We start from the raw sequence: 13,182 nt of genomic DNA on the forward strand, positions 1-13,182 counted from the left end.
ATGCCTTGGAAATCGGCGATCTGGAGGCCCTTGATTCCACCCTGATCGGCCTCGCGGGACGGTCCGATATCCGCACACTCGTCTTATCCGCGCAGGGCAAAAGCTTTTGCGCCGGTGTCGATTTCGGCGCCGTTGCCGGCCATGACTGGCGCGACAATCCGCTGGAGCGCGTCAGCGACCGGTTGGAGACTATGCCCTTCCCCACGCTCTGCGTCTTACAGGGCGGCGTCTATGGCGGCGGCACCGATCTGGCGCTGGCCTGCGATTTCCGCCTCGGAGCGCGCGGCATCCGCAGCTTCATTCCGCCAGCGAAACTGGGCATTCAATATCATCCGCATGGCCTGAAACGCGCTGTCACCAGGCTCGGACTCGGTCCGGCCAAACGCCTATTCCTCGCCACCGAAACCTTCGACGACGCGGAGATGCTGCGGACGGGCTTCCTCGACTGGCTGGTCGAGGCGGAGGCGCTGACCGAGCGTGCGCAGGCGCTGGCGGCAACGCTCAGCGCCCTGGCGCCGCAGGCGGTGCGCGGCATGAAGCAGAGCCTGAACGAGATTGCAGACAGTCTGTTCGACGAGCGCGCCGCCCGTGATCGTGCCGCGGCCAGTTTCCGCACCGAGGATTTTCTGGAAGGCCGCGCGGCGATGACGGAAAAACGGCCGCCGCAGTTCAAAGGAAACTGATTGGCGGCCCTTAGTTACCCTGTCGATATCAGCTATATCGTCGTAATCAGGGCTGCAGGCGGTAGCCACCCGGATCGGTGATCAGCAGCCGGGCAGCGCCGGGATCGCGCTCGATCTTCTGGCGCAAGCGATAGATATGCGTCTCCAGCGTATGGGTGGAAACGCCGGCATTGTAGCCCCACACCTCCGCCAGCAGGGTTTCGCGCGGCACCGGCTTGGTACCGGCGCGCAGCAGGTATTTCAGGATCGCGGTTTCCTTTTCGGTCAGCCGCACCTTCTTGCCCGCCTTCTCGTTGTCGAGCAGCACCTTGTTGGCCGGCCGGAAACTGTAGGGCCCGATGGTGAAGACGGCATCCTCGCTCTGCTCGAACTGACGCAGCTGGGCACGGATGCGCGCCATCAGCACGCCAAGCTTGAACGGCTTGGTGACATAGTCGTTGGCGCCGGCTTCCAGCCCCATGATGGTGTCGGCTTCGCCATCGGCGGCCGTCAGCATGATCACCGGGGCGCGCAGGCCCTGATTGCGCAATTCACGGCAGAGATCCCGGCCATCCATGTCAGGCAGGCCGACATCGAGCAGCACCAGATCGAAATGCTCGCCCGGCGCCGCCTGCAACGCCGCGGCGGCATCATTGACGCAAAGGGTGGAGAATTCGCGTGTGGTTTCCAGCTGTTCGGCCAGCAGCCCCTGCAGGGTCTTGTCGTCGTCAACCAGAAGAACGCGCTTCATCATCATCCCCCTTGGCGCAGCATATCGGTCATCACGGTTTGCAGGACCGCGCCAGACTGCGCCATCTGGTCAACAATATCGAAATGATGCCGCTCCGGTACCGTGATGGCGGTCACGTGTCCGCCATGCGATGCCCATTTGGTCACGAAATCGTGTTGCTGCTGCAGGAAAGCCGGCGTCTCGGCGCCGCCCACCGCGCAGACCAGCGGCGGCAGACCTGCGGTGCTGGCAGGCAGCAGCGCGATCGGCGAGTTGCGCGCCGCCTCGGCCTCATCCATGCCCAGCTTGTCGTTGAGATAGCATTGCCGGATCGGCTGCAGGTCATAGAGGCCCGAGATCGACAGCGCGCCCTTGATCAGGTCGGCCGGAGCAGCAGCATCCAGCGCCGGCCAATCGGTCAGCAGCGCCATGACCGACAGATGACCGCCCGCCGAATGCCCGCTGACATAGATGCGGTCGCGGTCGAAGCCATAGTCGGCGGCGTGCTGCCACAGCCACAGGATGCCGCGGCGGATCGAGGCCACGATCTGGTCCATGCGGGCATCGGGCCCGATCGGATAGTTCAGCAGCGCCACATTGGCCAGGCCGTCGCAGACAAAGCCATTGGCGATCTGCGACGCCTCGCCCTTGCTCATCGCCTGCCAGTAGCCGCCATGGATGAAAACCAGCAGCGGCCGGCCCGGTGCGGCCAATGCAAAGAGATCGAGGATCTCGCGCGGATGCGGGCCATAGGCCAGGTCGGCATGATGCGGCAACTCGGCGCGCGCGCGCGCGCTTTCAGTCGCCCAGCGCGCGATATCCTGCGGATGCGTCGGAACGGCAGCGCGGTTGTTATAGAGCTTGTCGAGAGTCGCGCGATCCATCGGACTCCCTCGCAACAGATGCCTTACTTGAAGGCGACCGAGACGATCTCGTAGCCTTTGGAGCCGCCTGGCGTGGAGACTTCGACATTTTCCCCGGCCGACTTGCCGACCAGCGCCCGCGCGAGCGGCGCAGTGATCGACAGCAGGCCGGCCTTGATGTCGGCCTCGTCCGCGCCAACGATCTGGTAGGTGCTCTCTTCGTCGGTGTCCTCGTCAGCCAGCACAACGGTGGCGCCGAACTTCACCTTGTCTCCCGACAGCTTGGAAACATCGATCACTTCGGCGCGGCTGAGCTTGTCCTCAACCTCAAGGATGCGCGTCTCGATCCAGCCCTGGCGTTCCTTGGCGGCGTGATATTCGGCATTCTCGGACAGGTCGCCGTGCTCGCGTGCTTCCGAGATCGCACGGATCACCGACGGTCGTTCGACCGACTTTAAATTCTTCAGCTCGGCCTCCAGACGCTGGTAGCCGGTCGCGGTCATCGGAATCTTCTGCATCATCGCCTTCCTGTCAGACCGTTAAAAGTAAGCCTGCAGGGGGGTGACCGCAAGGCTCCCTGCCCGCAGCGCCTCGATCGCCCGCACGGCCGCCCTGGCACCTGCCATGGTGGTGAAGTACGGGATTTTATTCATCAAAGCGGTGCGACGAAGGTCGAAACTGTCGCGGATCGATGCAGAACCTTCCGAGGTATTGAACACCAGCTGGATATCGCCGTTCTTCATGGCATCGACGATATGAGGCCGGCCTTCCATCACCTTGTTCACACGCCTGACGGCGATGCCGTGCTCCTCGAAAAAGCGCGCGGTGCCCGTCGTGGCGACGATCTCGAAGCCCATGGCCACCAGCCGGCGGGCTGAATCCACCAGTCCCGGCTTGTCGCCGTCGCGGACCGAGATGAAGACGCTGCCCGTGGCCGGCAGTATCGTGCCGGCGGCGAGCTGCGCTTTGGCAAAGGCGGTGCCAAAATCGTGGTCGATACCCATCACCTCGCCGGTCGACTTCATCTCGGGGCCGAGGATGATGTCGACGCCGGGGAAGCGGGCAAACGGGAAGACCGCTTCCTTGACGGCGATATGGTCGACTTCGTTTTCATGCAGGTTGAAGCTGGCGAGTTTCTCGCCGGCCATCACGCGCGAGGCGATCTTGGCCAGCGGCTGGCCGATCGCCTTGGCAACGAAAGGCACCGTGCGCGAGGCGCGCGGATTGACCTCAAGGATATAGACCACGCCATCCTTGACCGCATATTGCACGTTCATCAGGCCGACAACCTTCAGGGCACGCGCCAGCGCCTCGGTCTGCTGCTTGATGTCGGCGATGATTTCCGGCGCCAGGCTGTAGGGCGGCAAGGTGCAGGCGCTGTCGCCCGAGTGAATGCCGGCCTCTTCGATATGCTCCATCACGCCGGCGACGAACTGCGTCTCGGCATCGGCCAGGCAGTCAACATCGACTTCGATGGCATCCGACAGGTAGCTGTCGATCAGCACCGGCGACGAGCCCGAAACCTTCACGGCTTCGGTCATGTAGCGTTCCAGCTGCGCATTGCTGCGCACGATTTCCATGGCGCGGCCGCCCAGCACATAGGACGGCCGGATCACGACCGGATAGCCGATACGGGCCACCACCTTGCGCGCCTCGTCTTCCGACCGCGCGATGCCGTTTTCCGGCTGCTTCAGCTTGAGCTGCTGCAGCAACTGCTGGAACCGCTCGCGATCTTCGGCCAGGTCGATGGCATCCGGCGAGGTGCCGAGGATCGGCACCCTGGCGGCCTCGAGGCCGGCGGCGAGCTTCAGCGGTGTCTGGCCGCCGAACTGCACGATCACACCGAGCAGCGTGCCCTTCGACATTTCGACGCGCACGATTTCCAGCACGTCTTCCACGGTCAGCGGCTCGAAATACAGGCGATCCGAAGTGTCGTAATCGGTCGATACCGTCTCCGGATTGCAGTTGACCATGATGGTCTCGAAGCCGGCTTCCTTCAGCGCATAGGCCGCATGGACGCAGCAATAGTCGAATTCGATGCCTTGGCCGATCCGGTTCGGGCCGCCGCCGAGGATCATCACCTTGGTGCGGTCCTGCGGCTGGGCCTCGCATTCGGCTTCGGGGCCGAATTCATAGGTCGAATAGAAATACGGCGTGGTGCTGTCGAATTCGGCGGCGCAGGTATCGACGCGCTTGAACACCGGCACGACGCCGAGCTTGCGGCGCGCCGCCGACACGTCGGCTTCCGTGGCCCTGGTCAGTTCGGCCAGACGCGCATCCGAGAAGCCCATGCGCTTCAGCGCCTGCAGCTTGTCGGCATCCTTGGGCAGGCCGTCCTTGCGGACCTGCTCCTCGGTCTGCACGATTTCCTCGATCTGCTCGAGGAACCAGGGATCGTATTTGCAGGCGGCATGGATTTCCGCGCTGGTAAGGCCATGGCGGAAAGCCTGCGCGATCACCAGCAGGCGGTCCGGCGTCGGCCGCGCCAGCGCGGCAACGATGGCTTCCTTGCCGTCCGAATCCTCGGCATTGGCGATCTGCACTTCATTGAAACCGTTCAGGCCGGTTTCCATCGAGCGCAGCACCTTCTGGATGCTCTCCTGGAAGCTGCGGCCCATCGACATCGCCTCGCCGACCGACTTCATCGAGGTGTTCAGCAGGCGGTCGGTGCCGGGGAACTTCTCGAAGGTGAAGCGCGGCATCTTGGTGACGATATAGTCGATGGTCGGCTCGAACGACGCCGGCGTCACGCCGGTGATGTCGTTCATCAGCTCGTCGAGCGTGTAGCCGATCGCCAGCTTGGCGGCGACCTTGGCGATCGGGAAGCCGGTGGCCTTGGAGGCCAGCGCCGACGACCGCGACACGCGCGGATTCATCTCGATCACCACCATGCGGCCATCGGACGGATCGACGGCGAACTGCACGTTCGAACCGCCGGTCTCGACACCGATCTCGCGCAGCACCGCCATCGAGGCGTCGCGCATGATCTGGTATTCCTTGTCGGTCAGCGTCAGCGCCGGCGCGACGGTCACGCTGTCGCCGGTATGCACGCCCATCGGATCGATATTCTCGATCGAGCAGATGATGATGCAGTTGTCCTTGCGGTCGCGGACAACCTCCATCTCGTATTCTTTCCAGCCCAGCACCGATTCATCAATCAGCACTTCGGTGGTGGGCGAGGCATCGAGGCCGCGGGTCACGATCTCGTCGAATTCCTCGCGCGTATAGGCAATGCCGCCGCCGGTGCCGGCCAGCGTGAACGAGGGCCGGATGACGGCGGGCAGGCCGACGGTGGGGAGCAGCGCGCGCGCTTCGTCCAGCGTATGCGCGGTGCCCGAACGCGGCATGTCCAGCTTCAGGCGGTTCATCGCCTGGCGGAACTGCTCGCGGTCTTCCGCCATCTCGATGGCTTCGCGGGTGGCGCCGATCATCTTGACGCCAAATTTCTTCAGGACGCCCATCTCGTCCAGCTTCATCGCGGTGTTCAGCGCGGTCTGGCCGCCCATGGTGGGCAGCAGCGCGTCGGGGCGCTCCTTCTCGATCACCTTGGCGACGATCTCGGGCGTGATCGGCTCGATGTAGGTCGCATCCGCCAGGCCCGGATCGGTCATGATCGTGGCCGGGTTGGAGTTGATCAGGATGACGCGGTAGCCCTCTTCCTTCAGCGCCTTGCAGGCCTGCGTGCCCGAATAGTCGAATTCGCAGGCCTGGCCGATCACGATAGGACCGGCGCCGATGATCAGAATGCTCTTGATGTCAGTACGTTTGGGCATGGTTCACCTGGGAGCGAAGCGCAAGCAACGGATCAACCGCGCTTCTGCTCCATCAATTCTGCAAAGCGTTTGAACAGATAGTGGCTGTCCTGCGGGCCGGGCGAGGCCTCAGGATGGTGCTGCACCGAGAAGACCGGCTTGTCGGTCAGCTTGAGGCCTTCATTCGAGCCGTCGAACAGCGAGACATGCGTGCGCACCACATTCTTCGGCAGGCTTTCCTCGATCACGCAGAAACCGTGGTTCTGGCTGGTGATCTCGACCTTGCTGGTCTCGAGGTCCTTCACCGGATGATTGGCGCCGCGATGACCGCGCTCCATCTTGCCGGTCTTGCCGCCGAGCGCGAGCGCCAGCATCTGGTGGCCGAGGCAGATGCCGAAGACCGGCCTGCCGCTGTCGACCAGCGCCTTGATCGTCGGCACGGCATATGCGCCGGTCGCGGCCGGATCGCCGGGACCGTTGGACAGGAACACGCCATCGGGATTGTGGCGCATCACGTCGTCCGCCGTGGCATTGCCGGGCACGACGGTGACCTTCGCGCCGATATCGGCCAGGCAGCGCAGGATGTTGCGCTTGATGCCGTAGTCGATGGCGACGACGTGGAATTTCGGATTGGTCAGCTTGCCGTAGCCCTTGCCGAGCTGCCAGCGCGTCTCGTCCCAGGTGTAGGTCTGGCGGCAGGTCACCTCGGCGGCGAGGTCCATGCCTTCCAGGCCCGGCCAGGTCTTGGCCTTGGCATGCAGTGCCGCCAGATCGAACTTGCCGTCCCGGCGATGGGCGATCACGCCGTTCGGCGCGCCCCTGTCGCGGATGCGCCGCGTCAGCGCGCGGGTGTCGATGCCCGATATGCCGATCAGGCCGCGCAGCTTCAGCCAGTCGTTGAGGTGGCTGTTGCTGCGGAAATTCGACGGGCTGGTGATCGGCGCGCGCAGGATCAGGCCGCGGGCGGCGATGCCCTGGGTCTCGATATCTTCCGCGTTGGTGCCGACATTGCCGATATGGGGGAAGGTGAAGGTGATGATCTGGCCGGCATAGGAGGGATCGGTGAGGATTTCCTGGTAGCCGGTCATCGAGGTGTTGAAGCAGACCTCGCCGACCGTGTCACCCTCGGCGCCCACGCCATGACCCCAGAACACGCTGCCATCGGCCAGCACCACCACGCCGGTGTAGCCCGGTCCGGGCGGTGCGGCGTATTCGGGGGTGTCGGCCATGGGGGAACTCCATCACGCAGGCGGAAACAGGTCGGCAGGCAGGCAGGCAGCAGGCCGCAAAAAACCACCGGAGGCGGGCGCATCCGGCGGTACGACACAGCTATTCATCGATGATTGCGGCGGCGGCGAACGCCGCTTCAACCGAGGCCGGACCATATCAAAACGCCCGCCCCAGTCAACCCCGGCACAAAGGTTAAAAGCTCAATTAAATCAATAATTTATTCCTTTTGCACCTGCGAGGCGTCTGGGCTATGCTGCGCCCCTTTCAAAAACGACTCCGATTCCGTTACCGCTGGGGGACATGCGATGCTGCGCGAGACGCTCAATCAGGCGCTCAAGGATGCCATGAAGGCCAAGGATGCGCGCCGTCTGGCGACGCTGCGGCTGATCCTGGCTGCCCTGAAAGACCGCGACATTGCCGCGCGGACCTCGGGCGACGACCGCACCGGCATCCCCGACGAGGCCATCCTGGGCCTGCTGCAAACCATGGTGAAGCAGCGCCGCGAGTCGATCACGCTCTACGAACAGGGCAACCGCCCGGAGCTGGCGGCCCAGGAAAAGGAAGAAATCGCGGTGATTGAGAGCTATCTGCCCAAGCAGATGTCGGAGGCCGAGATCGAGGCCGCCGCCAGGGCCGCCATCGCCGAGGTGGGCGCCCAGGGCATCAAGGACATGGGCAAGGCCATGGCGATCCTCAAGGCCAAGTATACCGGCCAGATGGACTCCGCCAAGACGGCCGCTATCCTGAAGGGCCTGCTGAGCTGAGGACGGCCGAGTCGGCCCGAGTCGTCAGCTTTTCCGGGGTCAGGGAGTCCGATGGCGTTTCCCGATTCCTTTCTGGAAGAAATCCGCAACCGGGTACCGCTGTCCGGCGTGGTCGGCCGCTCCGTGCGGCTGATCAAGCGCGGTCGCGAATATACCGGCCTGTGCCCGTTCCATAACGAGAAGTCGCCATCGTTCACCGTTAACGACGACAAGGGTTTCTTCCACTGCTTTGGCTGCGGCGCCCATGGTGACGTGATCGGCTTTGCCATGCGCAATGGCGGCCTCGCCTTCCCCGAGGCCGTCGAGCAGCTGGCGGGTGAAGCAGGCCTGGAGGTGCCGCGCGTGCGGCCCGAGGATCGCGAGAAAGCCGATCAGGTCGCCACGCTGGGCAAGGCGATGGAAGAAGCCGCCAAGTGGTTTCAGGCACAGTTCCATGGCGATGTCGGCCGCGAGGGCCGCGCCTATATCCAGAAGCGCGGCCTGAAGCCCGACACCATCGAGCGTTTCCGCTTAGGCTATGCGCCGCAAAGCCGCACGGCATTGAAGGAAGCACTGCTGGCGCGGGGTCTGCCTGAGCCTCTGCTGATTGAATCCGGCCTGCTGATCAAGCCGGAAGATGGCGGACCGAGTTACGACCGCTTCCGTCATCGCGTGATGTTTCCCATCGGCGACCGCCGTGGCCGCATCATCGCTTTCGGTGGCCGTGCGCTCGATCCCGATGCGAAAGCGAAATACCTGAACTCGCCGGAGACGCCGCTCTTCCACAAGGGCCACAATCTCTACAATCACGCGATTGCCCGCGAAGCCGCCCGCGAGAGCGGCACCGTGATCGTGGTGGAAGGCTATATGGACGTGATCGCGCTGGCGCAGGCCGGCATCGACCATGCCGTGGCCCCGCTGGGTACTGCGCTGACCGAAGAGCAGATCGCGCTGCTTTGGCGGCTCTCGGCCGAGCCGATCCTGTGTTTCGACGGTGACAATGCCGGCATCCGGGCCGCCATGCGCGCCGCCGACCGCGCCCTGCCCCTGCTGGAGCCGGGAAAATCTTTCCGCTTCGCCCTCCTGCCCGGCGGCCAGGACCCGGACGACCTGGTGAAGGCCCAGGGCCGCCGCGGCATGGACGAGGTGCTGGCGGCTGCCCTGCCCATGGTCGACATCCTGTGGCGCAAGGAGACCGAAGGGCGGCAGCTGGATACCCCGGAGCGCCGGGCTGCCCTGGAGGCGGCCCTGATGGGGGGCGTGGCCAGCCAGATCAGGAATCCGGCCGTCCAGAGCCATTATCGGGACCATTTCCGCAGTCGCCTGCGCACGCTGTTTGCACCCCCGGCGCGGACCTGGACCCCGAACCGGCCCGGCTTCGCCGGCCGCCCGGCCTATACGGGACCGGGAGCCCGCCCGCCCGAAGGATATAAAGGCCCGGTGCCGAACGAACGCCTGGAAAGGACCGAAAAGGCACTTTTGGCCGCCGTAGTGGCCCATCCGTGGCTGCTGGAGGAGCATGGTGAGGCCTTTGCAGCGCTGGCCTACCCGCCGGGGCCGCTTGACAGCCTCAAGAGCCGGATTCTAGAAGAAGCCTCCCGCCATCCGGGTCTTGACGGCGAGGCCTTTGGTGCCCATTTGAGGCAGCGAGGACTCGGACCCGCGCTGGACCTCGTAAGTGGCGAGGCCGGAAGGATTTTGGAACCGTTTGCGCGCCCGGATACGGAACCGGACAAGGTCGAGCGAGGGTGGTGGCAGGCCGTGCAACGGTACCGGTTGGCGGAACTGGAACAGGAACTGGCGGCGGCTGAAGCCGATCTTGCCAGTAATACCAACCCCGAGGCATGGCAGCGTTTCGTCGCCCTCAAGGCAGAGGTCGGCTCGGCACGCAGTCTGGTTTCGGTATCAGATACGGATTGAGGCCGTCCTCTCAATAGGGCGGCTTCGCGTTTTTTTAGACAGGAAGAGTTAGGAACCGGCATGGCGAAACAGGCAGCGGCCCCTGACACGACGGAAGCCCCCGAAAAGGAGGAAGCCGTCGATACCCCCTTGATCGATGCATCGATGGCGGCCATCAAGCGCATGTTGGCGAAAGCCAAGGAGCGCGGCTACGTCACCTATGACGAGATCAACGCCGTCCTGCCGCCCGAGCATGTCTCGTCGGAGCAGATCGAAGACACCATGGCGATGCTCTCCGAGATGGGCATCACCATCGTGGAGTCTGAAGATCAGGACGATGCCGCGGCTGCGCCCGGCGAAAAGGAAGACGGCGAGGCCGAAGCCGAGTCTGATGGCGAAGGCAGCGTAGCCACTGCCCCCGCCAAGGCCGAGGTTGATCGCACCGACGATCCGGTGCGCATGTATCTGCGCGAAATGGGTTCGGTCGAGTTGCTGTCGCGCGAGGGCGAGATCGCCATCGCCAAGCGCATCGAAGCCGGTCGCGAGAAGATGATCGGCGCGATCTGCGAAAGCCCGCTGACCATCCAGGCCATCGTGAAATGGCGCGACGACCTGGTCGACGGCAAGATCCTGCTGCGCGATGTGGTCGATCTGGAAGCCACGCTGGGCGGTGGCGCCGAAGAAGCCGCCGGCCTGGCCGAGGGCGAGGAAGGTGAAGACGGCGAACCGAAGATTCCCGAGCCGAAGCTGCCGGTGAAGCTGGACCTCAAGCTCGACGCCAAGTCGGCCAAGGTTCTGGCCGAGGCGACTGGCGCGATCCCCAAGCTGGAAAAGAAGAAGCTTGACGCGCCCGGCGGCGAAGGTGAAATGGTCACCACGCCCGAAGAACTCGACGAGGAAGACGAAGCCAATCTGTCGCTCGCCGCGATGGAAGCCCAGCTCAAGCCGCAGGTGCTTGAGGCCTTCGACGCCATCGCCAAGCATTACAAGAAGCTGCAGAAGACTCAGGAAGAGCGGCTGCAGGCGGCCCTTGTGCATGCCGATATGGATGCCAAGAAGGACAAGACCTACGCCAAGCTGAAGCAGGAGATGGTGCACCTGATGGAATCAGTGCACCTGAACAACACCCGCATCGAGATGCTGGTGGAAAACATGTACGGCCTCAACAAGCGTCTGATGATGCTGGAAGGCCGTCTGCTGCGCTGCGCCGAGAGCTACAAGATTCCGCGCGACGAGTTCCTCAAGAACTACGACGGCCAGGAACTCGATCCGAAGTGGCTGGCCAAGGTCGGCAAACTGAAGTCGCACAAGGGCTGGGTCAAGTTCGGTGAGCTTGGCGCCCGCGAAGTGACTCCGATCCGCGAGCAGGTTGCCGCAATCGCCACCGAATTCGGCCTGCCGATTTCGGAATTCAAGCGCATCTACAAGCAGGTGCGTGAAGGCGAGCGCGAAGCCAGCGTGGCGAAGAAGGAAATGGTGGAGGCCAACCTGCGTCTCGTCATTTCCATTGCCAAGAAATACACCAACCGCGGCCTGCAGTTCCTCGATCTCATTCAGGAAGGCAATATCGGCCTGATGAAAGCGGTCGATAAGTTCGAATACCGCCGCGGTTACAAGTTCTCGACCTATGCCACCTGGTGGATCCGGCAGGCGATCACCCGTTCGATCGCCGACCAGGCCCGCACCATCCGTATTCCTGTGCATATGATCGAGACGATCAACAAGCTGGTGCGCACCAGCCGCCAGATGCTGCACGAGATCGGCCGCGAGCCGACCCCGGAAGAGCTGGCCGCCAAGCTGGGCATGCCGCTGGAGAAAGTGCGCAAGGTCCTGAAGATCGCCAAGGAGCCGATCAGCCTCGAGACGCCCATCGGCGACGAGGAAGACAGCCACCTGGGCGATTTCATCGAGGACAAGAACGCCGTCCTGCCGGTGGATGCCGCGATCAACTCCAACCTGCGCGAGACCACGACGCGTGTACTGGCCACGCTGACGCCGCGTGAAGAGCGCGTGCTGCGCATGCGCTTCGGCATCGGCATGAACACCGATCACACGCTGGAAGAAGTCGGCCAGCAGTTCTCGGTCACGCGCGAACGCATACGTCAGATCGAGGCAAAGGCTCTGCGCAAGTTGAAGCATCCGAGCCGGTCGCGTAAATTGCGCTCGTTCCTGGATACCTGAGCCGGATCCGGAACCACGGAACCAAAAGCCCCGGCCTCATCGCCGGGGCTTTTTCTTAAGCCGGGGGTTTTGTTGGGGGTTAGTGGGCCTGTAGCTCAACTGGTTAGAGCCGGCCGCTCATAACGGTCTGGTTGCAGGTTCAAGTCCTGCCGGGCCCACCAAACCACCAATCTCTGGCGAGTTGTCGGCGCAGCTTCGAGCACACGACATTTACCGCGCGGGGAGCCAGGGGCGGATTTTACATCCGTCAGCAGATTGTCGGACGAATATCAGATCGGCACTTCAAGCTTGTAAAAGCTGATGGCATTCGCTGCACAGACCTGCTGCCTTTCGGCCTGCGTCAAACCTGTCAGCGCGCGATCGCTTAACCTTGCCCAATCAGAATAGTCCCCTGCCAAGGTCATGACAGGCCAATCACTCCCCCAGATCAGCCGCGACGGCCCAAACAGATCCAGCAAAGCATCCATCGCTGGCAACAGATTTTGATCTTGCCAGCCCACGCCCGCCTCGGTCAGAAGACCGGACAGCTTGCAGTAAACCCGGCCATGCTGCGCGAGCTTGCGCATGTCATCGCGCCAGGCATTGAATGCAGCCGCATTGCCGCGCCATGCCTTCAGCTTCGGTTTGGCGCCATGATCGATCACGACCGGCAAATCCGGGTGGCGTCGCACCAGAGTCTCAAGCGCTGGCAGATGTTGCGGATGGACCAGCGCATCGAAGGTCAGCCCGTGCTGCACCATGGCGCGCAGCACCGGTTTAAAATCAGATCGCAGGATCCATTCCGGATCGGGGATGAATTCCAGCATCGGCCGCAGGCCACGCAGCTTGCCCTGCCCTGCCCGATATTCGACCTGTGCAACGGCATCAGCGGCGGTGAAGTCGATCCAGCCGACCACGCCGAGCACATTGGGTGTGCCGGCGGCAATCTCCAGCATGAAATCGGTTTCGCGCGCCGTGGCATCGGCCTGCACCAGCACGGTGCCGTCGACGCCGGCCGCTTTCAGCAGCGGCGCCAGATCAGCGGGCAGGAAATCGCGCCTGATCGCCGCATGCGGCGTCTGCATCCAGGCATAGTCGCTGCGGTCGAGCTGCCAGTAATGCTGATGCGCATCGATCCGCATG

The 13,182-nt window shown here is 63.5% G+C and carries 10 protein-coding genes and 1 tRNA gene; 5 read left to right on the forward strand and 6 right to left on the reverse strand.

The window, feature by feature from the left end; translation table 11 throughout:
* Positions 1-5 precede the first annotated feature (5 nt).
* Positions 6-683 (forward strand): enoyl-CoA hydratase/isomerase family protein, encoded by a 678-nt coding sequence (locus FNB15_RS20310; protein WP_246068742.1) that lies wholly within the window; start codon positions 6-8, stop codon positions 681-683.
* Between the two features lie 46 nt (positions 684-729).
* Here FNB15_RS20310 and FNB15_RS20315 read toward each other — a convergent pair whose 3' ends face one another.
* The 5 genes from FNB15_RS20315 to carA are packed head-to-tail and all read right to left on the reverse strand — an operon-like array spanning position 730 to position 7,236.
* The gene (locus FNB15_RS20315; protein ID WP_425460274.1) at positions 730-1,413 is read right to left on the reverse strand and encodes a response regulator transcription factor; all 684 of its coding nucleotides are present in this window, start codon (positions 1,411-1,413) and stop codon (positions 730-732) included.
* A gap of 2 nt (positions 1,414-1,415) precedes the next feature.
* Positions 1,416-2,276 carry an alpha/beta hydrolase gene (locus FNB15_RS20320; RefSeq protein WP_144258467.1) on the reverse strand — a complete coding sequence of 287 codons (861 nt, stop codon included), beginning with the start codon at positions 2,274-2,276 and terminating at the stop codon, positions 1,416-1,418.
* Between the two features lie 23 nt (positions 2,277-2,299).
* Entirely contained in the window at positions 2,300-2,773 is a 474-nt protein-coding gene (gene greA, locus FNB15_RS20325) for a transcription elongation factor GreA (protein ID WP_144258852.1), read from the reverse strand.
* A 21-nt stretch (positions 2,774-2,794) separates the two neighbouring features.
* The gene (carB, locus tag FNB15_RS20330) at positions 2,795-6,028 is read right to left on the reverse strand and encodes a carbamoyl-phosphate synthase large subunit (protein WP_144258468.1); all 3,234 of its coding nucleotides are present in this window, start codon (positions 6,026-6,028) and stop codon (positions 2,795-2,797) included.
* Positions 6,029-6,060: 32 nt separating this feature from the next.
* Positions 6,061-7,236 carry a glutamine-hydrolyzing carbamoyl-phosphate synthase small subunit gene (carA, locus tag FNB15_RS20335; protein ID WP_144258469.1) on the reverse strand — a complete coding sequence of 392 codons (1,176 nt, stop codon included), beginning with the start codon at positions 7,234-7,236 and terminating at the stop codon, positions 6,061-6,063.
* 306 nt (positions 7,237-7,542) lie between these two features.
* Between carA and FNB15_RS20340 the strand changes: the two genes are divergently transcribed.
* From FNB15_RS20340 to FNB15_RS20355, 4 genes are all read left to right on the forward strand, one after another.
* Positions 7,543-8,001, forward strand: a complete 459-nt coding sequence (locus tag FNB15_RS20340) for a GatB/YqeY domain-containing protein (protein ID WP_144258470.1) — start codon at positions 7,543-7,545, stop codon at positions 7,999-8,001.
* 51 nt (positions 8,002-8,052) lie between these two features.
* The gene (gene dnaG, locus FNB15_RS20345) at positions 8,053-9,900 is read left to right on the forward strand and encodes a DNA primase (RefSeq protein ID WP_144258471.1); all 1,848 of its coding nucleotides are present in this window, start codon (positions 8,053-8,055) and stop codon (positions 9,898-9,900) included.
* A 60-nt stretch (positions 9,901-9,960) separates the two neighbouring features.
* Positions 9,961-12,060 carry an RNA polymerase sigma factor RpoD gene (gene rpoD, locus FNB15_RS20350; protein WP_144258472.1) on the forward strand — a complete coding sequence of 700 codons (2,100 nt, stop codon included), beginning with the start codon at positions 9,961-9,963 and terminating at the stop codon, positions 12,058-12,060.
* An 84-nt stretch (positions 12,061-12,144) separates the two neighbouring features.
* Positions 12,145-12,221: transfer RNA gene (locus tag FNB15_RS20355), tRNA-Ile, on the forward strand.
* 108 nt (positions 12,222-12,329) lie between these two features.
* Here FNB15_RS20355 and FNB15_RS20360 read toward each other — a convergent pair.
* Complete coding sequence (locus FNB15_RS20360) at positions 12,330-13,181, reverse strand: amidohydrolase family protein (protein WP_144258473.1); 852 nt, start codon at positions 13,179-13,181, stop codon at positions 12,330-12,332.
* Position 13,182: the final 1 nt, after the last annotated feature.

Origin of the sequence: Ferrovibrio terrae (genome assembly GCF_007197755.1) — a bacterium.
Taxonomy (GTDB): Bacteria; Pseudomonadota; Alphaproteobacteria; order Ferrovibrionales; family Ferrovibrionaceae; genus Ferrovibrio; species Ferrovibrio terrae.